The 22,783-nt window shown below is 68.2% G+C and carries 20 protein-coding genes; 5 read left to right on the top strand and 15 right to left on the bottom strand.

The genetic code is table 11. The features are described from left to right. Positions 1 to 7 precede the first annotated feature (7 nt). The 6 genes from D3874_RS02775 to D3874_RS02750 all read right to left on the bottom strand — a co-directional run bounded on the left by D3874_RS02775 (position 8) and on the right by D3874_RS02750 (position 8,085). Positions 8 to 2,002, bottom strand: a complete 1,995-nt coding sequence (locus tag D3874_RS02775) for a CocE/NonD family hydrolase (RefSeq protein WP_119776217.1) — start codon at positions 2,000 to 2,002, stop codon at positions 8 to 10. Then, the gene (locus D3874_RS02770; RefSeq protein WP_119776214.1) at positions 1,999 to 3,612 is read right to left on the bottom strand and encodes an ABC transporter ATP-binding protein; all 1,614 of its coding nucleotides are present in this window, start codon (positions 3,610 to 3,612) and stop codon (positions 1,999 to 2,001) included. Before D3874_RS02770 ends, D3874_RS02775 begins: the two co-directional genes overlap by 4 nt. Before the next feature lie 4 nt (positions 3,613 to 3,616). Next, complete coding sequence (locus D3874_RS02765; RefSeq protein WP_119776211.1) at positions 3,617 to 4,441, bottom strand: ABC transporter permease; 825 nt, start codon at positions 4,439 to 4,441, stop codon at positions 3,617 to 3,619. Positions 4,442 to 4,451: 10 nt separating this feature from the next. Then, positions 4,452 to 5,399 (bottom strand): ABC transporter permease, encoded by a 948-nt coding sequence (locus tag D3874_RS02760; protein ID WP_119776209.1) that lies wholly within the window; start codon positions 5,397 to 5,399, stop codon positions 4,452 to 4,454. Between the two features lie 74 nt (positions 5,400 to 5,473). Continuing rightward, positions 5,474 to 7,033 carry an ABC transporter substrate-binding protein gene (locus D3874_RS02755; protein WP_119776206.1) on the bottom strand — a complete coding sequence of 520 codons (1,560 nt, stop codon included), beginning with the start codon at positions 7,031 to 7,033 and terminating at the stop codon, positions 5,474 to 5,476. Positions 7,034 to 7,167: 134 nt separating this feature from the next. Next, the gene (locus D3874_RS02750; RefSeq protein WP_119776204.1) at positions 7,168 to 8,085 is read right to left on the bottom strand and encodes an alpha/beta hydrolase; all 918 of its coding nucleotides are present in this window, start codon (positions 8,083 to 8,085) and stop codon (positions 7,168 to 7,170) included. A gap of 191 nt (positions 8,086 to 8,276) precedes the next feature. Between D3874_RS02750 and D3874_RS02745 the strand changes: the two genes are divergently transcribed. Then, entirely contained in the window at positions 8,277 to 9,167 is an 891-nt protein-coding gene (locus D3874_RS02745) for a BKACE family enzyme (RefSeq protein WP_119776201.1), read from the top strand. 22 nt (positions 9,168 to 9,189) lie between these two features. Continuing rightward, the gene (locus D3874_RS02740; protein ID WP_119776198.1) at positions 9,190 to 10,662 is read left to right on the top strand and encodes a carnitine 3-dehydrogenase; all 1,473 of its coding nucleotides are present in this window, start codon (positions 9,190 to 9,192) and stop codon (positions 10,660 to 10,662) included. A 27-nt stretch (positions 10,663 to 10,689) separates the two neighbouring features. Here D3874_RS02740 and D3874_RS02735 read toward each other — a convergent pair whose 3' ends face one another. Then, a complete protein-coding gene (locus D3874_RS02735) occupies positions 10,690 to 11,118 on the bottom strand; it encodes a VOC family protein (protein ID WP_119776195.1) in 429 nt (142 codons plus the stop codon). A gap of 106 nt (positions 11,119 to 11,224) precedes the next feature. Here D3874_RS02735 and D3874_RS02730 point away from each other — a divergent pair, with 106 nt between their 5' ends. From D3874_RS02730 to D3874_RS02720, 3 genes are all read left to right on the top strand, one after another. Next, positions 11,225 to 12,136: a LysR substrate-binding domain-containing protein gene (locus tag D3874_RS02730; protein ID WP_119776192.1), complete on the top strand. Its 912-nt coding sequence runs from the start codon at positions 11,225 to 11,227 to the stop codon at positions 12,134 to 12,136. 64 nt (positions 12,137 to 12,200) lie between these two features. After that, on the top strand, positions 12,201 to 13,748 hold the full coding sequence (locus D3874_RS02725; RefSeq protein WP_119776189.1) for a class I adenylate-forming enzyme family protein: 1,548 nt from the start codon (positions 12,201 to 12,203) through the stop codon (positions 13,746 to 13,748). A 77-nt stretch (positions 13,749 to 13,825) separates the two neighbouring features. Beyond that, positions 13,826 to 14,263, top strand: a complete 438-nt coding sequence (locus D3874_RS02720; RefSeq protein ID WP_119776186.1) for a VOC family protein — start codon at positions 13,826 to 13,828, stop codon at positions 14,261 to 14,263. 54 nt (positions 14,264 to 14,317) lie between these two features. On the opposite strand, the gene D3874_RS02715 is transcribed toward D3874_RS02720, so the two are convergent. The 8 genes from D3874_RS02715 to D3874_RS02680 form a co-directional block, all read right to left on the bottom strand. Next, positions 14,318 to 15,493 carry a M20/M25/M40 family metallo-hydrolase gene (locus D3874_RS02715; protein WP_119776184.1) on the bottom strand — a complete coding sequence of 392 codons (1,176 nt, stop codon included), beginning with the start codon at positions 15,491 to 15,493 and terminating at the stop codon, positions 14,318 to 14,320. 38 nt (positions 15,494 to 15,531) lie between these two features. Next, positions 15,532 to 17,097, bottom strand: a complete 1,566-nt coding sequence (locus D3874_RS02710; RefSeq protein WP_119776181.1) for an ABC transporter substrate-binding protein — start codon at positions 17,095 to 17,097, stop codon at positions 15,532 to 15,534. After that, the gene (locus D3874_RS02705; protein WP_119776179.1) at positions 17,094 to 17,744 is read right to left on the bottom strand and encodes a DUF1989 domain-containing protein; all 651 of its coding nucleotides are present in this window, start codon (positions 17,742 to 17,744) and stop codon (positions 17,094 to 17,096) included. The genes D3874_RS02710 and D3874_RS02705 overlap by 4 nt, the downstream gene beginning before the upstream one ends. A gap of 27 nt (positions 17,745 to 17,771) precedes the next feature. Further along, positions 17,772 to 18,752 carry an oligopeptide/dipeptide ABC transporter ATP-binding protein gene (locus tag D3874_RS02700; protein WP_119776176.1) on the bottom strand — a complete coding sequence of 327 codons (981 nt, stop codon included), beginning with the start codon at positions 18,750 to 18,752 and terminating at the stop codon, positions 17,772 to 17,774. Continuing rightward, positions 18,749 to 19,714, bottom strand: coding sequence for an ABC transporter ATP-binding protein (locus D3874_RS02695; protein ID WP_119776173.1), 966 nt, complete (start codon positions 19,712 to 19,714; stop codon positions 18,749 to 18,751). The genes D3874_RS02700 and D3874_RS02695 overlap by 4 nt, the downstream gene beginning before the upstream one ends. Beyond that, the gene (locus D3874_RS02690; RefSeq protein ID WP_233559800.1) at positions 19,711 to 20,601 is read right to left on the bottom strand and encodes an ABC transporter permease; all 891 of its coding nucleotides are present in this window, start codon (positions 20,599 to 20,601) and stop codon (positions 19,711 to 19,713) included. Before D3874_RS02690 ends, D3874_RS02695 begins: the two co-directional genes overlap by 4 nt. Then, positions 20,588 to 21,532: an ABC transporter permease gene (locus D3874_RS02685; protein WP_119776170.1), complete on the bottom strand. Its 945-nt coding sequence runs from the start codon at positions 21,530 to 21,532 to the stop codon at positions 20,588 to 20,590. Before D3874_RS02685 ends, D3874_RS02690 begins: the two co-directional genes overlap by 14 nt. A gap of 231 nt (positions 21,533 to 21,763) precedes the next feature. Then, positions 21,764 to 22,759: a D-2-hydroxyacid dehydrogenase gene (locus D3874_RS02680; protein WP_119776167.1), complete on the bottom strand. Its 996-nt coding sequence runs from the start codon at positions 22,757 to 22,759 to the stop codon at positions 21,764 to 21,766. Positions 22,760 to 22,783 lie beyond the last annotated feature (24 nt).

Below are 22,783 nucleotides of genomic sequence, written 5' to 3'. Positions count from 1 at the left end.
TAGCGCATCACAGATGGTCGCGCGCAAGACGCCGCTGCCAGTTGCGGCGGTGGACGACGTCGCCGTTCTCCCGGGCGATGAGGGTGCCTTCGATGATGAAGCCGTCGGCCTGCGCGGTCAGGCTAGTGGTGGTCTCGATTTCGATCCGCCAGCCGTCGCGGCCCATCTCGTAGGTCTGGTCGATGACCGATGTGGCGGACAGCGGGTCGTCGGCCTGGATGGTGAGGGACCGGCGCAGGGAATGGTTCACGCTGGTGTCGATCTCGTCGAAGCGCAGCAAGCCCTCGCCGAACAGGCCGCCCTCGCCGACGGTGACATAGGTCGCCACGCCGCTGAGCAGGTCCAGCGAGGCAGTGCGTTCCAGGTGGCTGGGCATCAGCATGGTCTGCGGCGTGGCCGGGCCGCGGGCGGGCGGCGCGAAGGCCGGGGCGATTTCATCGGGATTCGCCGCGCGGCAGGGCAGGACCAGGCGGCTGGCGCCGGTCTCCAGGCTCAAGGTCGCCCGGTCGCGGGCGGGCCAGACCAGGGGCCAATAGGCACTGGACAGGCTGAGACGGATGCGGTGGCCCGGCGCGAAGCGGTGGCCGCAGACCTTCAGGCGCACGGCGATGGTCTCGGGCCTGCCCGGATCCATCGGCTGCGGTTCGCCTGAGCCGTGGCGGTGGGTGAGGTTCAGCACGGCATAGCTGACCCGCAGGGACGAGCCGTCCGGCGCCACGTCGCACAGGCGGGCGGCGAGTTGGCCCTGGGGCAGGTCGCTGCTCAAGGTCAGGGTCAGTTCGGGATTGCCCAGCACCTCGACCGCCTCGGCCAGGGGGGCAGTGTCGAAGACCACGGACAGGCCGTCGTCGAGGCGCTGGTCCGCCGGCATTTCGCCGGCAACGCCGGTGCCCATCCACTCGCCGGCGGCCATGCCCGTCCACAGGGGCGAGCGGATGGAAAGATTGGCGGGGGCCGCGGGGGTGGCGGCAAGACGACCCGGGGCCAGATGCCAGGTGCGGGGGCTGATCGCCGGGCTGGGCCAACGCGGCTCGCCGACCCAGCGGCCGTTCGCGTCGGGCTTGCTGGTCGACGGTGCCTGCCAGTCCTCGACAAAGGCGCGCAATTGCGGCTCGGCCATGATGCCGGTGTCGGCACCCTTCAGCCAGTGATCCCACCAGCGCAGGGCTTCCTGCAGGAAGCCGATAGAAGGGCCGGGGGCGGCGTCCTGCGGGTAGATATGGGCCCAGGGGCCGATCACGCCTAGGCGCGGCACGGTCAGGTGTTCCAGCAGGCGGGGCACGGCATTGGTATAGGCATCGGCCCAGCCGCCGATGGCGAAGACCGGGCACTGGATCGCGGACCAGTCCTCGCACACCGAGCCATGGCGCCAATAGGCATCGCGCCGCTGGTGCTTCAGCCACAGGGCGGGCCAGAACGGCATGTGTTCCAGCCGCTCCAGCCATTGCCGGCGCCAGTCCTCGCCCACCAGGGCCGGATCGGGCGGGCGGCCTTGATAGGCCAGCATGATGCTGCCCCACCACAGATTGTCGTTGAGCAGGCAGCCGCCCATGTAATGGATATCGTCACTGAAACGATCATCGGTCGAGCAGACGGTGATGATGGCCTTGAGCGCCGGCGGCCGGCGCGCCGCGACTTGCAGTGCGTTGAAGCCGCCCCAGCTCTTGCCCATCATGCCGACATGGCCGTTGCACCATGCCTGCTGCGCGATCCAGGCGATGACCTCGAGGGCGTCGTCCTGTTCCTCGACCAGATACTCGTCTTCGAGCAGGCCCTCGGACTCGCCCGAACCGCGCATGTCGACGCGGATCGCGGCATAGCCATGGGCCGCGAAAAACCCATGCATGGGCTCGTCGCGGCCGCGGGTGCCGTCGCGCTTCCGGTACGGGATATATTCCAGGATCGCCGGCACCGGGTGCGCTTCCCCGTCCGGCAGCCACAGGCGCGCGGCCAGCCGGGTGCCGTCCTTCAAGGGCACCATCAGATGTTCGATCACGCTCATGCTCGTGCCTGGTTACGTGCCAGCGCCTCGTCCAGCCAGTCGGTGCGCATTTCCGGCACCGAGGACAGCAGGCGCCTGGTATAGGGGTGTTCCGGCTGGTCGAAGATCTCCGCCGTCGGCCCTTCCGCCACCATGCGGCCCTTCAGCATGACCACCACCCGGTGGGCGACGCGGCGGACGGTCCCCAAGTCATGGGTGATGAACAGATAGGACAGGCCCAGGTCGTCCTGCAACTGCCGGAGCAGTTTCAGGATCTCCTCGGCCACCAGCGGGTCGAGGGCGGAGGTGACCTCGTCGCAGATCACCAGGTCAGGCTCGACGCCCAGCGCCCGGGCAATGCAGACGCGCTGCTTCTGCCCGCCGGACAATTGCCCCGGCTTGCGCCCGGCGAAATCCTGGGGCAGGCCGACCATGTCGAGCAGTTCCGCCACCCGGCGCTTGAGCGCGGTGCCCGAAAGGCCGCGGGTGAAATACATCGGCCGGCCGATCACTTCCTCGATCGGCTGGTGCGGGTTGAGGGCCACGTCGGGCAATTGGTAGATGAGCTGGATGCGGTTGCGCGATTCGCCCCGGCGCTCCTTGTAGGACAGGGGCAGGTCCGCGCCCTTGTAACGGATGGCGCCCTCGCGCCGGGCCAGCAGGCCGACGATGGCATAGGCAAGCGTGCTCTTGCCCGAACCCGACTCGCCGACCACGGCGACGGTCTCGCCCCGGCAGACGTCGAAACTCACATCGTCGACGGCCTTCAGGGTGTTGTAGCGCACGGTGACGTGGTCGAGTTCCAGGACGGGCACGCTGCGCACCGTCTCCGATGTGGTCGGATCGACGCTGCCGGCGGCCCGGCGTTCGGCGACCAGGGCGCGGGCATAGTCGGTGCTGGGGTTGGTCAGGATCGTGGTGGTATCACCCAATTCCACCATCTTGCCATGGCGCAGGACCATGATCCGGTCGGCCACCTGGGCCACCACGGCGAGGTCGTGGGTGATGTAGAGGGCGGCGGTGCCGTGCTCGCGGATCAGTTTCTTCAGCAGCGCCAGCACTTCGATCTGGGTGGTGACGTCCAGCGCCGTGGTCGGCTCGTCCAGCACCAGCACGTCGGGCCGGCACGACATGGCCATGGCCGCCATGGCCCGCTGCAACTGCCCGCCCGAGGCCTGGTGGGGATAGCGATCGCCGAAATGCTCGGGATCCGGCAGGTCCAGGGCCTTGAACAGCTCGATCGCCCAGGCCCGCGCCTCCAGCGGGGTCGCCAGGCCGTGGCGTACCGGGCCTTCGACGACCTGATCCATCAGGGTCATGGCCGGATTGAAAGCGGCGGCGGCACTCTGCGCGATATAGGCGACACGGGCACCGCGCATGCGCCGCCGGCCATCGCCACCGGCACCGCGCAGCTCGGTATCGCTCAGGCGGATGGTGCCGCCCGAGAGGCGGCAGCCGGCCCTGGCATAGGCCAAGGCCGCCAAGCCGATGGTGGATTTGCCGGCCCCGCTTTCGCCGATCAGGCCCAGCACCTCGCCCCGGGCCAGTTCGAGGTCGACACCGTCGACCAGCACCGCACCGGACGCCGCCTCGACCCGCAGGCCCTCGATGGTCAGGATCGCCTTGTTCATGGACCTAAAGCTCCATTTGCACGCCGCCGGGGCGGGCGTGGAGCGACAGCATCCAGTCGACGATCAGGTTGATGCCGATGGTCACCAGGGCGATCGCCGCCGCCGGGAACAGGGGGGCATAGCCGCCGAAATTGATCGCCTGGGCATTCTCGCGGACCATGCTGCCCCAGTCGGCATCGGGCGGCTGGATGCCAAGCCCCAAGAAACTCAGCGAGGCGATGAACAGGAAGGTGAAGCAGAAGCGCATGCCGAATTCCGCGATCAGCGGCGGCATGGCGCTGGGCAGGATTTCGCGGCGGATGATCCAGTCCAGCCGCTCGCCGCGCAGTCGGGCGATCTGCACGAATTCCATCACCGAGATGTTCATGGCGACCGCGCGGGCGAGGCGGAACACCCGCGTCGAGTCGAGCACGGCGATGGTGCCGATCATCACCGGGATCGAGGTGCCCAGGACCGACAGGACCATCAGCGCGAAGATCAGCAAGGGCACGGCCAGCAGGATATCGACGATGCGCGACAGGATCGCATCGGCGACCCCGCCCAGCGCCGCCGCGGTGAAGCCCGCCATGGTGCCGAGGGCAAAAGACAGCAGGCTGGTGGCGAGCGCTATGCCGATGGTGGTGCGGGCACCCCAGACCAGGCGCGAGAACATGTCCCGCCCGACCGCATCGGTGCCCAGCAGGAATTCGCCGGCCGGGGGGTCCCAGACGCCGCCGACCAGGTCGGCCTCGCCATTGGGCGCGACCCAGGGGGCGAACAGGGCGGCGAGCACGATCACGGCGAGGATTGCGATGCCGATCCAGGCGCTGGTGGTGGGGCGATGCTTCATGGGCCGGCCCTCAGCGCTTGTGCCGCAGACGCGGGTTGACCAGGATCGACAGCACGTCGGCCAGGGTGTTCAGGGTAACGAAGGTGGTGGCGAACATCAGGCCGCAGGCCTGCACCGTCGGCAGGTCGCGCTTGGAGACCGCATCGACCATCAACTGGCCGATGCCGGGATAGACGAAGACGACCTCGATCACCACCACGCCGACCACCAGATAGGCGAGGTTGAGCGCCACCACGGCAATGATCGGGGCGGCCGCGTTGGGCAGGGCGTGACGCACCACGACCCGGCGGCGGCGCAGACCTTTGAGCGTCGCCATCTCGATATAGGGCGAGGACATGACGGCCAGGATCGAGGCCCGGGTCATGCGCATCATGTGCGCGGCCACGACCAGGGTGAGGGTGATCGCCGGCAGGGTGGTGACGTAGAGCCGCTCGAGGAAGCCCATGGTGTGATAGACCGTGGCCAGGCTGGGCAGCCAGCCCAGTTCCGAGGCAAAGATGATGACCAGGACATAGGCCACGAAGAATTCCGGCACCGAGATCGCGATCAGGGTCGAGGTGGTGGCGACCCTATCGACGATGCCGTCGGCCCGGATCGCCGCCAGGATGCCCAGCCCGACGGCGAGGGGCACGGCCAGCAGGGCGGCGTATGAGGCGAGGAACAGGGTATTGCCCAGGCGCGGCAGCAACTCCGCCGCGATCGGCCGGCCGTTGGCCAGCGAGTTGCCGAGGTCGCCCTGAACGGCACCCCACAGCCAGTGGAGGAAACGCAGCCAGGCCGGCTCGTTCAGGCCCAGTTTTTCACGCAGGGCGGCCAGCGTTTCCGGCGTTGCCTGCTGGCCCAGCAGGGCGCTCGCCACGTCGCCCGGCAGCATCTGGGTGCCGAGATAGAGCAGGGCCGACACCGCGAACAGTGTCAGCAGCCCAAGCCCTATCCGTCCGGCGACGAGGCGGAACATGCGGCGTCCTTCTCAAAAAGCCCTGTCTCGTCGTCCCGGCGCGAGGCCGGGATGACGAGTCGAGGGGGCAGGGGTTACGCCTCGATCCAGACCTTCTCGCCGATGCGCTGGCCCATGAAGTCGAACATGGGATGCGGTCCCATGCCCTTCACCCGGGCCGTGCCGGCTTCCAGGTAGTCGATGAACATGGGGATCAGGGCGCCGCCGTCGTCGGACACCAGGCGCTGCATCTCGCCGTACATGGTCTTGCGCTTGGCCTCGTCCAGTTCGGCCCGCGCCTCGATGAGGAGCTTGTCGAAAGCCTCGCTCTTCCAGGCCGTGTCGTTCCATTTGGCATCGGACTTGTAGGCGATCGAGAACATCTGGTCCGGCGTCGGCCGGCCACCCCAGTAGGAGGCGCAAAAGGGCGCCTTCATCCAGACATTGTCCCAATAGCCGTCGGACGGCTCGCGCTTCACGTCGAGGGCGATGCCGGCCTTGGCGGCGGTCGCCTGGAAGATCACGCCGGTATCGGTGGCACCGGTGAAGGCGGCCTCGGCCACCGCGAGCTGGAACTTCGGGTCGGAAACCCCGGCTTCCTTCAGGTGGAACTTGGCCTTGTCGGGATCGTAGGTATGCTGGGGCAGGTCGCCGTTGAAATAGGGGCTGGTGCGTGGGATCGGGTGGTCGTTGCCGATTACGCCGTAACCCTTCAGGACCGTGTCGATCACCTTCTGGCGATCGATCGCGTATTTCAGTGCCAGGCGCAGATGCTTGTTGGAATAGGGGGCCAGGGTCGTGTTCATGACCAGGCAGGCATGCTGCCCGGCCGAGGAGCGCACCACCTGCACGCCGGGCTTCTTGGCCAGCAGGTCGACGGTGCGGGCGTCCAGCCGGTTGATCAGGTCGACCTGGCCCGAGAGCAGGGCATTGGTGCGCGCCGCGGTATCGTTGATCACCAGGGTCTCGATGCCGTCGACATGGCCGCAACCGGCCTTCCAATAGCTGCCCTGCTTCCTGGTCACCGCGCGCACGCCGGGCTCGAAGCTCTCCAGCACGTAGCCGGCGGTGCCGATCGGCTTGGCCCAGTCGGCGAAGCCGTTGGGCACCACCATCAGGTGATAGTCGGACAGCAGGTAGGGCAGGTCGGCATTGCCGGATTTCAGCGAGACCAGGATCTGGTTGGCGTCGAGCTTCTTGATGTCGACGATATCCTCCAGCACCGCCTTGGCGGCCGAGGTGGTGTCGCCCCGGTGCAGGTTGATCGAATAGATGATGTCGTCGGCGTCGAGCGTCTTGCCATTCGAGAAGGTAACGCCCTTGCGGACATTGAAGATCCAGTCGATGGCGCCGGGCTTGGCTTCCCAGGACTCGAGCAGTTCGGGCGTCGCCTTGTTGTTGGCGTCGATCTCGACCAGGCCGTTCATGAGCTGGTAGCCGATATTGGTCGGCACCCAGTCGGTATAGGTGCGGGGATCGAGGCTGTCGGCGGTGGCGCCGCCCGACATGCCGATCTTCAAGCTGCCGCCGGCCTTGGGCGTGTCGGCGCGGGCGGGCCTGAGGCCCAGGAGCGAGACCGCGCCGACCAGGGCGGTGCCGGCGAGGAAGGTGCGGCGATCGAAGCCGGTGCTGCCGAATGCGTCAGGCTTGGTCATCTTCTAGTCCCCGTGTCTGCCTATTGCGGCGCCACAAACCCACGTTGGGGCCTGCGCATGGTCGAATGGTAGGCACGGTTGGGCGGATCGATCTGACGGGAAGCGACCTCGATCTTTGCCCGGGGCGACATTGATCAATTTTCCTGCGCGCTCAGCCTCGCCTTCACAAATTCGACCATCCGGTCATAGAGGGCGGCCGCGGTCGGGCTTGTCCGCATGGCCCGCAAGCAGCCGTGGACGAGGCCGGGGCCGAGCCAGTACTCCCCGACTCCCCGCACCGCGCGCAGCCGTTCGACGAACAGGCGGGCGTCGTCGCGCAAGGGATCATGCTCGGCCGCCAGGGCCAGGGTCGGCGGCAGGCCGCGCAGGTCGGCATGATCCAGGGCAAAGTCGTAGGGGCCGGGCGGCCGGCCGGCCAGATAGGCTTCGCGGCAGGCCCGCATCTCGGCCAGGGTCAGCATGGGGGCCCCGGCTTCCTCGACCGCGGCGGGCAGCGCCGGCTCGAACCCCAGGCAGGGATAGATCAGGGCGAGCCCCTGGATCTTGCGCGCGGCGGGAGCATCGCGCAGGGCCAGGGCGACACTGGCCGACAGGCAGCCGCCGGCACTGTCGCCGGCCAGCACGACGGGGCCAGGCAGGTCGCCGTCGAGTGCGGCCCGCGCGACGGCCAGGCAATCCTCGAAGGCGGCGGGGGCGGGGTGTTCCGGGGCCAGGCGGTAGTCGACGGCAAGGACCGCGGCGCCAGTATCGGCGGCCAGGCGCGCCGTGACCAGATCATGGCTGTCGAGCGAGCCCAGGATGAAGCCGCCGCCGTGCAGGTAGATCACGGTGCCGCGCGGGGCGCCGGCCTGGTAAAGGCGCAGGGGAACCGCCCGATCGGGCAGGTCGAGGGCATATTCCGTGGTGGTGACGCCGGGCGGCCGGGGCGGGGTGAAGGCGGCGCACAAGGCATCGTAGCGCCGCCGCGATTCGGCAATGGACAGTGCCTCCGCCCCCGGCGGATAGAAGCTTTGTGAGCGTTCGACGAAAGCCGCGATTTCTGGTTCCAGCATGGCGTTTCCCGATTTTTCATTGGGGACTGTGGCGTCGCGTGACCCGCAGTGTGGCACGCTGCGTAAAATCGATCATACCAAAAACGACATGGGGCCCGTGTCGCCTGGGGCAAAGTGATGGTCGGTCGCCGTCAAGGGGCCGCTGTCGGCCGCCCCTATCATCAGGTCCAGTGCCCGAGGGGAGTGGACCCATGAATTTCGATGTCTTCGTCACCTGCGCGGTGACCGGTGCCGGCGATACCGCCGACAAGCACCCGGACCTGCCGGTGACCCCGGCCCAGATCGCCGATGCGGCGATCGAGGCAGCCAGGGCGGGTGCCGCCATCGCCCATATCCACGTTCGCGACCCCAGGACCGGCAAGGCCGCCCGCGATGTCGCCCTCTATCGTGAAGTGGTGGAGCGGGTGCGCGCCAGCGATACCGACGTGGTGCTGAACCTGACCGCCGGCATGGGCGGCGACGTGATCTTCGGCCAGGGCGAACGGCCGCTGCCGCTCGATCCCGCCGGCACCGACATTATCGGCCCGCTGGAGCGCCTGGCCCATGTCGAGGAACTGCGGCCGGAAATCTGCACCATCGATTGCGGCACGATGAATTTCGCCGCCGGTGACTACGTCATGACCAACACGCCCTCGATGCTGCGCACCATGGCGGCCAGGGTGCAGGACCTGGGCGTGCGCCCGGAACTGGAAGTGTTCGATACCGGCCACCTGGTGTTCGTGAAGCAGTTGATCAAGGAAGGCCTGCTCGACGATCCCGTCATGATCCAACTGTGCATGGGCATTCCCTATGGCGCCCCGGACGACCCGCTGACCTTCATGTCGATGGTCCACCAGATACCGGAGAACGCGGTGTTCAGCGGTTTCTCGATCGGACGCCACCAGTTACCTTTCGTCGCCATGGCGGCGCTGGCCGGCGGCAATGTCCGGGTCGGACTCGAGGACAATATCTATCTCGATAGGGGCGTGCTCGCCTCCAACGGGCAACTGGTGGAACGGGCGGTGACCATCCTGAAGGCGATGGGCGCCCGTATCCTGACCCCCGCCGACGTGCGGGCGAAGTTGAAGCTGGTCAAGCACTGAGTAGGCGTTGAGGGAGAGCATCATGGCGATCAAGAGGGCCGGCATCGTCGGCGGCGGTGTCATCGGGGCCGGTTGGGCCGCGCGCATGGTCCTCAACGGGATCGATGTCCAGGTCTTCGATCCCGACCCTGAGATCGCGCGCAAGCTCGACACCGTCATCGCCCATGCCAGGCGCGCCTATGGCAAGTTGTTCCCCGGCCTTGCCTTGCGTGAAGGCACGGTCACCATCGCGGCGACGGCGGAGGCCGCGGTGGCGGGCGTCGATTTCGTGCAGGAAAGCCTGCCGGAGCGCGAAGATCTGAAGCGCCGGGTGCTGGCCGCGATCGACGCGGTGCTGCCGCCTCATGTGGTGATCGGCTCCTCGACCTCGGGCCTGCTGCCCACCAGCTTGCAGGCCGACATGGCCCATCCCGAACGCCTGGTCGTGGGCCACCCGTTCAACCCGGTCTATCTGCTGCCCCTGGTCGAGATCTGCGGCGGCGAGAAGACCGGTGCTGCGGCCAAGGAAACCGCCGCGGCCTTCTACTCCGCGATCGGCATGCACCCGCTCCACGTCCGCAAGGAAATCGACGGCTTCATTGCCGATCGCCTGCTGGAAGCCCTGTGGCGCGAGGCGCTGTGGCTGGTCAACGACGGCGTCGCCACGACCGAGGAGATCGACGACGCGGTGCGTTACGGCGCCGGCCTGCGCTGGTCCTTCATGGGGACTTTCCTGATCTACCGCCTGGCCGGCGGCGAGGCGGGCATGCGCCACTTCCTGGCCCAGTTCGGCCCGGCCCTGAAACTGCCCTGGACCAAGCTGGAAGCCCCGGAATTGACCGATGCCCTGGTCGACGCGGTAGCAGGCCAGTCGGATGACCAGGCCAAGGGCGTCTCGATCCGCGAACTCGAGGCCCTGCGCGACGATTGCCTGGTCTCGGTCCTGGCCGGCCTGCGCAGCGAGGATTACGGCGCCGGTGCCGTGGTCAAGCGCCATCACCAGGCCCTGATGGCCGCCACCGCACCGGTCTCGAAGGCGCAGGCTGCCGATGGCCTGCTGGTGCTGCACGAGGTTACCGTGCCGGCCGACTGGATCGACTACAACGGCCACATGACCGAATACCGCTATCTCCAGGTCTTTGGCGACGCCACCGACGCACTCTTGCGTCATATCGGCCTCGACCAGGCCTATCTCGCCGCCAAGGGCTCCTACTACACGGTCGAGACCCACATCATGCATCGGGGCGAAACCAAGATGGGCGAGGGGCTGCATGTGGCGACGCAGATCCTCTCAGTCGACGCCAAGCGCCTGCACCTGTTCCACCGGATCGTCCGCTCACGTGACGATTTCTGCGTCGCCAGTGCCGAACAGATGCTGCTGCACGTCGAGGCGGCAAGCGGCCGGGCCGGTGCCGCCGGTGCCCAGGTGCTGGACCGGCTGACCACCATCTGCGCGGCGCACCAGGGGCTGCCCAAGCCGGCAGGGACGGGGCGCGCCGTGGGCGCCCCGCGGTGACGCCCGGCTGATCGGGCGGAACCGGCCCTACTTGGCGAAAATCTGCGACAGGTCGGCGAAGGCCTTGAACTCCAGGGCGTTGCCGGCCGGGTCCAGGAAGAACATGGTCGCCTGCTCGCCGACCTGGCCCTTGAAGCGGACATAGGGTTCGATCACGAAGCTGGTGCCGGCTGCCTTCAGGCGCTCGGCCAGGGCTTCCCAGGTCGGCATTTCCAGCACGACGCCGAAATGCGGCACCGGCACGTCGTGGCCGTCGACCGGGTTGTGGTGGGCACTCTCGGCCGCGGCCGCCTTGGGCTTGTAATGGGCCACGATCTGATGGCCGAACAGGTCGAAATCGATCCAGGTGTCGGCGCTGCGCCCCTCCGGGCAGCCCAGGACCGTACCGTAGAAGTGGCGGGCGGCGGCGAGATCGTCGACTGGAAAGGCGATGTGGAAAGGGGTGAGGGCGGTCATCGGGGGGGCCTTGCGTCAAATCGGAAAAGCGTCTCATCGAAGCGCCAAGGGGCTGGCAAAGACAAGCGACTTCTCAACGCCAATCAATGAGTTAAACTCATTGACCATGCCGACGACACGCCTCCCCTCCCTCAATGCCGTGCGCTGCTTTGCCGTCGCCGGCCGGCACTTGAGCTTCACCGTGGCTGGCGCGGAGCTTGGCGTGACCCAGGGCGCGGTAAGCCGGCTGATGCAGGCGCTGGAGGCCGACCTGGGGGTGGCGCTGTTTGCCAAGCAGGGCCGAAATCTCATCCTGACCACGGCCGGCGCCGCCTATCACCGGGAGGTCAGCGAAGCGATCGGCCAAATCGCCGTCGCCAGCCGGGCGGTGCGCCGGTCGGTCGAAAGCAACGTGCTCTCGATCAACGTGCTGCCCACATTGGCCATGCGCTGGCTCATCCCGCGGCTGCCGGCCTTCCAGGCGGCCCATCCCGATATCTTCGTCGACCTGACCGCCGGCGACGGCCCGATCGACCTGTCCACGGACCGGGCCCAAATTGCCATCCGCTTAGGGATTCCGCCATTCGGCGATGTCGTGGCCGAACGCCTGATGGTGGAGGAGGTGGCCGCCCTGTGTGCGCCGTCGCGGCTCGGCCCCGGCGGCAGGATCGAGGCGCCGGCGGGCCTGTTGCGTCACCCCTTGCTCCATCACGCCACGCGTCCGGGCGCCTGGCGCGAGTTTCTGGCGCCCTTCGGCCTGGAACCGCCCGACAAGGTGCCGCAACTCTCCTTCGAGCATTTCTTCATGCTGGCGGAAGCGGCGGCGGCGGGCATGGGCATCGCGCTGATTCCCCTGTTCCTGGCCCAGGGCGAACTGGCCGCCGGGCGGCTCGTCATGGCCACGCCGCAGACGATGAAACCCGCCCACGCCTATTATCTGCTGCACCGGCGGGAGGCCGGCCGGCAGCGCGCCGTTCGCCTGTTCAAGGCCTGGATTGCCGACGAAGCCAGGCAGACGCCGACCGCGGCGGCGGGTTGACCGGCAAGGGGCTCGTGCACCGGCTCGGGCACGCTATGATGGGGCAACGCGATGGAGGACCGCCTTGTCACCGGAAGACCTGTTCAATCTCGATTTCTGTACGCTCGATGCCCTGATCGCCGCCCATGGCGCGACCCAGCCGCGCCACACCGCCCTGGCGCAGAATGACGAAGGCCTGGATTACGGCGGCCTGAACGCCCGGCTGGACCGTATCGCCGCGGCCCTGCAGCGTGACGGCGTCGGCAAGGGCGGGGTCGCGGCGATCTGTGCGACCACATCCATCGCCTATGCCACCGCCTTCCTGGGCACCCTGCGGGCCGGTGCGGCGGTGGCGCCGCTGGCGCCGTCGTCGACGCCCGAGAGCCTGGCCGACATGCTGGCCGATTGCGGCGCCGGCATCGTCTTCCTCGACGCCGGCGTGGCGCAGCTCCTGGCCCCGGTGGCCGATCGCATCACGGCCCGGCGGGTGTCGCTCGACGGGTCTCCTGCCGGCCAGCCGCTGGAAGACTGGCTGGCGCCGGCGGGCCGGTTGCCCACGCCGGTCGAGATCGGCCCGGGCGATCCGTTCAACATCATCTATTCGTCCGGCACTACGGGCACGCCCAAGGGCATCGTGCAGCCGCACGGCATGCGCTGGAGCCAGTTCCGCCGCGTGGTCTTCGACCGCGACTCGGTCACCCTGGTCTCGACGCCGCTCTATTCCAACACCACCCTGGTCAGCTTCCTGCCCACCCTGGCCGTGGGCGGCACTGCCGTGCTGATGGCGAAATTCGATGCGGCGGCGTTCCTGGCGCTGGCAGCCCGGCACCGGGCGACCCACGCCATGCTGGTCCCCGTGCAGTATCGCCGGATCATGGCGCGGCCCGATTTCGACACCTACGACCTCTCCAGCTTCCGGCTGAAATTTTCGACCAGCGCCCCCTTCGCGGCCGAGCTCAAGGCCGACGTGCTGAAGCGCTGGCCGGGCGGCCTGGTCGAATACTACGGCATGACCGAGGGCGGCGGCACCTGCATGCTGCTGGCCCACGAGTATCCGGGAAAGTTGCACACGGTCGGCCGGCCCGTGCCCGGCCATGACATCCGCCTGATCGACGACGAGGGCCGGGAAGTGCCGCCCGGCGAGGCGGGCGAGGTCGTGGGGCGTTCCGCCGCGATGATGGCCGGCTATCACAACCAGCCCGACAAGACGCGGGCGGCCGAATGGCTCAGCCCCGAGGGCTTCCGCTACATCCGCACGGGTGACGTCGGCCGTTTCGATGCCGACGGCTTCCTGACCCTGCTGGACCGCAAGAAGGATATGATCATCTCGGGCGGCTTCAACATCTACCCCAGCGACCTGGAGGCGGAGCTGGCGGCTCATCCGGCGGTGCTGGAGAGCGCGGTCCTGGGGGTGCCCAGCGAGGCCTGGGGCGAGACGCCGGTCGCCTATGTCGTGGTGCGGCCCGAGGCGACGGTCGAAGCCGAGGCCCTGAAGGCCTTCGCCAATGCCCGCCTGGGCAAGACCCAGCGCCTGGCCGATGTGCTGATCGTCGACAGCTTGCCGCGGAGCGCGATCGGCAAGATCCTCAAGCGGGAACTGCGCGAGGCCTATGGCGCCGGGGGCGCACGCTAGGCCGCAGCGCTCGACCGTCGACCCGGAATCGCTCAAGCTGTCGCGCGTCGAAGGGTTGCTTCACCAGGAGTCCGCCAATGCACTATCTCCACACCATGATCCGCATTCGGGATCTGGATGCCTCGCTTGCCTTCTTCTGCGATCACCTGGGCCTGCGCGAGGTGCGCCGCATGGAATCCGCCCGGGGCCGTTTCACGCTGATCTTCCTGGGCGCGCCCGACGATCTGAGCGGCGACGGCCAGACCTCGCCGCTGGTCGAGCTGACCTACAATTGGGATACTGAAGACTATGGCTCGGCCCGCAATTTCGGCCACCTGGCGTTCGAGGTCGACGATATCTATGCCACCTGCGCCAGGCTCGCCGCGGCCGGCATCACCATCAACCGCCCGCCCCGCGACGGCCACATGGCCTTCGTCCGCTCGCCGGACCTGATCTCGATCGAATTGCTGCAGAAGGGCGAGGCGCTGGCCCCGGCCGAACCCTGGGCGTCGATGGCCAACACGGGGGTCTGGTGAGGGCGGGGCCAGGGCCATCGGGAAGGTTGCCCCTATTTTCGCTCAGGACGGCGATCACCGAGGCGCCGAGCGCGAGACCGGCCTGATGTCCGGCAGCCGGGCGACGAGCGCGGCGAAGAGGGCGCCGCGTTCCGCCAGGCTGGCGATGGCGATATGTTCGCGCGGGCTGCAGGTGTCCGTGCAGACCGGGCCGAGACCGTCCAGGGTCGGGCGTCCCAGGGCGGCGGCGAAGCTGCCGTCGGAGCCACCGCTGGTGGTCAGCGCCGGGGCGCCGACGCCGAGCGTGGCGGCACCCTGCGCATAGATTTCGTAGAGGGCGTCGCCGGCGGCCCGCGGAAACGCCGGGCGGGTGAAGCCGCCCGTTGTCGTCAGGCGGATGCCGTCGTGGCGGCCCTGATCCAGGATAGCCGCGATTGCGGTCATCAGGCGGGTGGCGCCGGCGGCGTGGGCGCTGCGCAGGTCGACGTGCATTTCGGCGTGGTCGGGCACGACCTGGCGGGCAGAACCGGCGCGCAGGATGCCGACGGTGACGACCGTGCCGGCGGCAAGGTCGGTCAGGGCCTCCATGGGGGCCACGAGGGCGGCGAGCGCTTTCAGCGCGCTGCGGCCCGCCTCGGGGTTCACCGCCGCGTGGGCGGCCTGGCCCCGCGCCTCGACGATCAGGGCCCCGACGGCGCCCCGGCCGACGATGACGCCGCCGCCGGGCCTGGCCGGTTCCAGGACCAGCACCCAGTCCGACCGGGCCGCTTCCCGCTCGATATGGGCGCGGGATCCGACCGATCCCAGTTCTTCGTCCGGCACCAGCAGGCAGGCAACCTCCGCGAGACCCTCGAAGCCGGCGGCGAGCAGTTCGCGCAGGGCGAACAGGGCCATGACTAGGCCGCCCTTCATGTCGCCCACGCCAGGGCCATGGGCATGGTGACCGTCCTGGGCGAAGCCCCACGTCGCGGCAGTGCCCGCCGGCCACACGGTGTCGAGGTGGCCGAGGATCAGCAGGCGGCCCCGGCCGGGGAACAGGCGCCTGAGCAGGCGCAGGTCGCCGCGGCCGGGAACCGCGCGGCGTTCCTCGATGAAGCCCAGGGCACGCCATTCCTGGGCGAGGCGGGCGCCGACCGCGTTCACGCCCGCGATGTCATGGGAGCCGGAGTCCTGCTGCACCAGGGCCTCGAGCAGCGTCAGCATGTCGGGGGTCCGGGCGCGCAGGCGTTCCAGGAAAAAGCTTGGCGTCATGGAAGGATGGCGCCCCCGCCGCGACGGGGGCGCATCCGTCAGGCGGCGGCGACGTCGCGCAGGATCAGCCACTGGCCGTCCGGCGACAGGGCCGCGTTCAGGCTGGGATGATTGACCCAGACGTTGGAGCCATGGGTCAGGAAGACATAGGCGCCGCTTTCCTCCAGCATGTCCTGGGCCTTGATGAAGTCGGCCGTGCGCTGCTTGTCGTCCAGCTCGTAGGTCGCCTTGTCGTTGATCGCGTCATAGTCCTTGTCGCACAGGCGCTGCCAGTTCCACGAACCGACCTGCGAACAGGTCAGCCAGGTGGTGGCCCAGCTCGCGTCGGGCGGGGTCGAGAACTCGACGATGAACATCTGGGTATCCTTCCAGGCGTCGCCATGGGATTCCATGAACTGTTCCTCGAAGGCGCCGCGATCCATCGGGTTGACCTCGATCTCGATGCCGACCTCCTTCAACTGGGACTGGATCACCTGGGCCATGGTGATGCGGTCGGTATCGGCCGGCAGGTCGAGGCGGATCTTCAGATTGGTGGCACCAGCCTCCGCCAGCAGCTTTTTCGATGCCGCCGGGTCAAAGGGATAGATGTTCTTGCTGCGGTGGCCGGGGACCGAGGGCGGCACCGTGCCATAGGCGACGGCCGCCTCGCCGAAATAGGCGGCCTGGATCACCGTGGGCACGTCCACCCCCTGCTGAATGGCGCGGCGGATCTTCAGGTCCTTCAGCTTGGGATGCTCGACGTTTATGCCCATCCAGATGTATTTGAGCGCCGGCAGGGCCCGCATCTGGACATTGGGATCGGCGGCTGCCTTCATCTGCGGGATCGAGCTCATGGAGACCTTGGTCACGTCCAGGTCGCCGCTCTGGAAGCCGATCTCGGCGGTCTTCAGGTCCGTGATGGGAACCAGGTGGATCTCGTCGAAATAGGGCTTGTCGCCGGCCCATAGTTCATTGCGCACCAGGATCAGCTTCTCGCGCGGCAGCCACTGGCCGATCTTGTAGGGGCCCGACGTCGCGAACGGGTCGGTGGTCATGGTGTTGTTGTTCTTTTCCAGCGCCGCCTTGCACACGATCAGGCCCGAGCCGTGGGGCAGGGTGCTGCGGAACAGGGGCGGGAACGGCTTGGTCAGGCGGATGATGCCGCTGTACTTGTCGATGATCTCGACTTCCTTCAGCGGCGCCCAGTCGGTCTGATAGCCGGCATTGTACTTGGGATCGCCGATCCGCTCGTAGGAGAACTTGACATCGGCCGAGGTCAGCTCGCCAAAGCCGTTGGTCCATTGCAGCCCCTTCTTCAGGCGGAACTTGATGGCCACCGGGTCGGTCGCATCCAGTTCCTCGGCGGCATCCAGGCGCCACTCCCATTCGGTGCCCGACTTGTATTGGATCAGGCCCTGGAAGATCGCGAACATCGCGGTTTCTTCCCACCAGCCGCTGCGGTTGGCCGGATCGATGACCGAGATGTCCTTGTCGTTCTGCACCCGCAGGATCTTGCCCTGCGCCGCGAAGGCGAGGCGCCCCGACGACATGGCGGCCACGGCGCCCGCGCCGAGGACGGATGCGCCGACCAGAATCTGACGCCTGTTCAATTGAAACTCGTTCATGCCCCGACCTCCTTGCAATCACTCGTTGGATGAAGCGCCGGCGAGCCCTCGTCGCCGGTTTGCAGACGTTGCCAAAGCACCCCGCGCACGGGGCGGCCGACACCGCTGATGGGGATCAATTCCTGCGGACAGGGGGAGCAGACGACCACGAGGCCGGTAAGCGCACGCAACTCGACAAAGTCACCGGGCCCGGCGGCCGAGGGCCGGTCGCTCAGGCGCCCGTCGGCGTCGACGGGAATGTCCATGAACAGGTTCCACGGGCAGGGCACCGTGACCGCCTCGCCCAGCAGGCGGCGGTAGTTGGCGCTGCAATTGGGATGGTCGTCGCCCAGGCCCAGCGCTGCATAGCTGCGGGCGTCGCAGGCGGCGCACAGCGTGTCGTGGCGGCCGGGCGAGGTATCGGCGGTGATCTGGAACAAGGGCCGTCGCCGGTTCGAGATCAGGACGTCGCCCACCTCGAAGAACAGCTTGTAGAGCTTGTCCCGGCAATGCTCCATCGACAGGCACTCGTGGATATCGCCCTGGATATGGGCCCAGGTGTCGACCACCTGCTGGCCCAGGTGGTTGACGATGCGCAAGCGCTCGCCGGCCTCGAGCGCGACCGCGGTCGCGCGGCCGGGGGAATTTCGCCTGATGCGACGAGGCAAGCCGGGGGGGCTGGCGGCATCATCGCATCAGGCCTCCGCCGCATGATACGCAACGGCGAAGTGGCAACTGGCATGGTGATCGGGCGCGACCTCGGCCGCCTGCGGCGTCTGCGTGCTGCAGATGGGCTGGGCGGCCGGACACCGGGAATGGAATTCGCAACCTGTCGGGCGGTGCCACAGGCTGGGGATCTCGCCACGGATCGGCGCGGCGGCATGGCCCGGCTCGGCCGTGTGGGCAGCGAGCAGGGCCTTCGTATAGGGATGGCTGGGCGCCTTGAAGACGTCGGCCGTCGCACCGGTCTCGACCAGGCGGCCCAGGTACATGATACCGACGTAATCGGTGACGTGACGGGCCACCGCCAGGTTGTGGGTGATGATCAGGTAGCTCATGCCCAACTCGTCCTGCAGATCGCTCAGCAGGTTCAGGATGTCGCCCTGCACGGACACGTCGAGGCCGGCGGTCGGCTCGTCGGCGATGATCAGCTTGGGCCGCAGGGCCAGCGCCCGGGCCACGGCGATGCGCCGGGCCTGGCCGCCCGAGAGTTCATGCGGGTAGCGGTCCAGGAAATTGGCCGGCAGGCCGACCATGTCGAGCAGTTGCCGCGCCTCCTGCCGGCGGTCGAACCGTTCGGCCCGGTGAATGGCCAGGGGTTCGGTGATCAGGGTCTCGACCGTCATGCGCGGGTTCATGGCCGCCACCGGATCCTGGAAGATCAGGGCGACGTCGCGCCGGATCAGGCGCCAGGGACCGTCGCCATAGCCTTGCGCGTCCGCGCCGTCGATGCGGACGATGCCGCTGGTCAGGGGCACCAGGCCGACGATGGCGCGGCCCAGGGTGGTCTTGCCGCTGCCGCTTTCGCCCACCAGGCCGTAGGTTTTGCCGGCGGGCAGTTCCAGGCTGACGCCCGCGACCGCATCGATCCGGTAGGGCCGGCCGGCCACCTTGGCGCCGAGCCAGCTTCCCGCCTTGTACTGGACGACCGCGTCCTCGACGTCGAGCACGATCATGATGCCAGCCTGTGACAACGGGCCCAGCCGCCGCCGGCACTGGCGACGACGGGAGCGGGGGTTTGCACGCAGGCGGTGCAGGCGGTCGGGCAGCGCGGGGCGAAGGCGCAGCCGGCCGGCAACTCGTGCAGGTCGGGCACCGTGCCGCCGATGGTGGGCAGGCGGCGGGCGACGTCGCGCAGCATGGCCGGATCGCATTCCAGCAGCGCCCGCGTATAGGGGTGCTGGGGTGCCGCGAAGATCGAGGTAACCGGGCCGATCTCGACGATCTCGCCCGCATACATCACCGCCACCCGGTCGCACAGGGCGGCGACCAGGCCCAGGTGATGGGTGACAAAGACAATGGCGCCCTGAACCATCGAGCGGGTCTGCCGCAGCAGGTCGATGATCTGCGCCTCGGTGGTCGCATCCAGGGCGGTGGTCGGCTCGTCGGCGATCAGCAGGGTGGGATCGGTCAGCAGGGCGGCGGCGATGGCCACGCGCTGGCGCATGCCGCCGCTCAGCTCGAAGGGATATTGCCGCAGGCGGTGCTCAGGATCGGAAATACCGACCCGGGTCAGCATGTCGACGGCGCGAGCCTTCTTCTCGCGCCGGCTCAGCTCCCGCTTGTGGTGCTGGACTTCGACCAGCAGGGTGCCGATGGCAACCACCGGGTTCAGCGCGGTGAAGGGATCCTGGAAGATGCTGGCGATGCCGTCGCCGCGCAGCTGGCGCCGTTCCCGCTCGCCCATCGCGGCGATGTCGCGGCCCTCGAAATGCAGGCTGCCGTCCAGCCGGGCATTGGCGGGCAAGAGGGCCATCATCGAGCTGATCAGGCTGGACTTGCCCGAACCGCTTTCACCCACCAGGCCCAGGACCTCGCCACGCTCGACGGTCAGGTCGATGCCGCGCAGCGCATGCACGGGGCCGTGCGGGGTCAGGTAGTCGATCGACAGGCCCTGGATGTCGAGCAGCGGCGTCATGGCGTGCCGCCGTTCTTGGGGTCGAGCACGTCGCGAATCGCTTCGCCTAAGAAATTGAAGCCGATGGTGGCGATCACGATCGGCAGGCCGGCGGCGGCGACCAGGTACCAGGCCTGCTGGATGAAGGAGAAGCCGTCGTTCAGGATGCTGCCCCAGCTCGGCGTCGGCGGCTGGGCGCCCAGGCCGATGAAGGCCAGGCCGGATTCGACGGTAATGACTGTGGTTACATCCATGCACACCAGGACGATCAGCGGCCCGAACAGGTTGGGCAGGATATGGCGCAGCAGGATACGGCCGGGCGACGCGCCCATGGCCCGCGCCGCCAGGACGTATTCGCTGCGTTTGAGGACTTGGGTCTGGCTGCGCACCATGCGGGCATAGCCGGGCAGGGTGAAGACCACCACGACGATCACCACCGTGGTCAGGCTGGGCCCCAGCAGGGTGACCAGGGCCAGGGCCATGATGATCACGGGCAGCGACTTGACCGAGTCGAAGAGCAGCAGCAGGGCGGTATCGACCAGGCGCGGGCCATAGCCGGCGATGAGCCCAAGGACCAAGCCACCCGCCAGCGAGAAGGCCAGCGCACTGGCGGCGGCGACCAGGGCGGTCTGGGTGCCGAAGATGATGCGCGACAGCACGTCCCGGCCCAACTGGTCGGTGCCCATCAGGTGCGCCAGGCTGGGCGCTTGCAGCCGCTCCAGCACGTTCAACTTGATCGGGTCGTAGGGCGCGATGAGCGTGGCGAACAGGGCGGTGAACAGCAACAGGCAGACGCAGGCGACGCCGAAGGCACCTTCGGGGCGGCTGATCAGGGCGCGCAGAAAGCGCACCGTGCTGCCGTGGGCGCGCGGCTGGGTCAGGGTCGTATGCAGTTCAAAGTGTGCCACGGACACGCGGATCCAGACGCGCGACGGTCAGGTCGGCGATGATGGTACAGACGACATAGCAGGCGGTGGTAACCAGCACGGTGCCGCTGACCACCGGGAAATTGCGCGAGATCACCGCCTCGTAGGTCAGCTTGCCCAGGCCCGGCCGGTTGAAGATGATCTCGACCAGGACGGCACCCGACAGCAGGCTGCCCACGCCCATGCCAAGGATCGTGATGGTGGGCACGATGGCGATGGGCAGGGCATAGCGCAGCAGGATGCGCGCCTCGCCGACGCCGAAGGCGCGCAGCATGCGGACATGGTTCTCGCCCAGCACCTCGATCATCGAGGCACGCACCAGCCGGGCCAGATAGCCGACCCAGCCGAAGCCGATCGCGAAGGAGGGCAGGATCAGGTAGACGAGCTGGCGGCCGAAATCGTCGGCCGGCCCGGCCCCCAGGGCGGGCAGCCATTTCAGCTTCACCGCGAACAGGAGCAGGCCGTAGATCGCCACCACGAAGGCGGGCAGGGCGATGCCGACGGCGGAACCCGCGCCGATGATGCGGTCGGCCAGGCGGCCCCGGCGCAGGGCCGACCAGCAGCCCAGGGGAATGCCCAGCAGGATGGCCCAGCCGATGCCGGCGCCCGCCAGCTTCAAGGTATTGGGCAGGGCATCAAGCACGATGGTGGAGACCGGCCGCCGGCTCCACACGTCGAGCCCCAGGTCGCCGGTCGCGGCATTGCCGATGAAGCGGACCAGTTGCTCGCCCACCGGCTTGTCCAGGCCCATGCGGGCGTGGAGTTCGGCGCGCATGGCCGGTGTCGCGCGCGGCCCCAGGGCCACGGTCGCCGGGTCGCCGGGGATGACGTAGACCAGGCCGAACAGCAGGGTCATGGTAACGATCATGATTACGACGGACCAGCCCAGGCGCTGCAGCGTGTAGGCGATCATGGCTGCCCGCCCCCGCGCGCGGCCCCTGCCGGCAGTTGCCGGGGCGGCCTGAAGAAGCCGCCGATCGTATCAGCCTGATGGGTCATCCGTCGGAATACGCCCTTCACGGAGGTGGCCTGCGGGAACAAGGAATACGGTATATGACATGCTGCATGCTGCATACATTTTTCTGCGGCATCGCACCAAATTCGCGGCACTGCGATCGTCGTCCGATTGCCGCCCGCATGGCAATCAGTACGACCGTGTCGGGTCGACGAGATTGCGCAGCGGCAGGCCGCTCAGGCGCCGGTGAATATTGTCCATGAAGATGTCCAGGGTGCGCGGGATATAGGTCACCGGATCGTCGCAGGAGACATGCGGCGAGATCAGCAGGTTGGGCGCGTCCCACAGGGGCGAGTCCGGCGGCAGCGGCTCGGGCGTGGTGACGTCCAGCACCGCGCCGTCGAGGTGGCCGCTGGCCAGCGCCTCGATCAGCGCCTCCTGCACCACCAGGCCGCCGCGGCCGAAATTGGCGAAGCCCGCCCCCTTGCGCAGACGGGCGAACATGGCGGCATCCATCATGCCCTTGGTCTGCGGCGTCAGCGGCGTCGCCAGCACCACGAAATCCGCCTGGGCCAGGGTCGCCCCCGCTGCTGCCGGCGTGATCACGCTGTCGAAGCCGTCGACCGGCTGGGCCGACCGGCTGATGCCGGTGACCTTCAGGCCCAGGCGCTTGCCGCCGCGGGCGATCGCCGCACCAATGGCACCCGTGCCGAAGATCGCGGCGTGGCGGCCTTCGATGGTCGAGCTATAGGCCTTGGACCACTGATGGCGGCGCTGGGCGGTGGCGAAATGCGGCATGTGGGTGTGCAGGATCAGGAACACCATGGTCGCCCATTCCTCGACCTTGGGTGCGTGCACGCCGCTGGCATTGGCCAGGGCCACATGGGGCGGCAGCCAGTCGAAGGGCAGCAGGTGCTCGACCCCGGCGGAGGTCAGTTGCAGCAGGGAAAGCGCACCCTTGCTGGCGCCGACCGTCTCGCGTGGGAAGCGGAAGCCGACCATGCCGAAGGACTTGTCCATCATGGCGGCGAAGGACGGATCGTCGATCGGGCAGACGGTGGCCTCCATCGGGGGCAGGGGCACGGTGGCACGGGCCCGCGCCTCGGCCACCTGTTCCGGTGTAACCCAGAAGATCGGCTGCTGCTCCGGCGCGCGGGCCAACAGCAGGTGCAGGGCCGCGGTCATGCTGCGTTGCCCTTTCGTTGTGCG

It is taken from the genome of Oleomonas cavernae, from assembly GCF_003590945.1.
GTDB lineage: Bacteria > Pseudomonadota > Alphaproteobacteria > Zavarziniales > Zavarziniaceae > Zavarzinia > Zavarzinia cavernae.
This window is presented reverse-complemented; position numbering and strand designations above follow the sequence as displayed.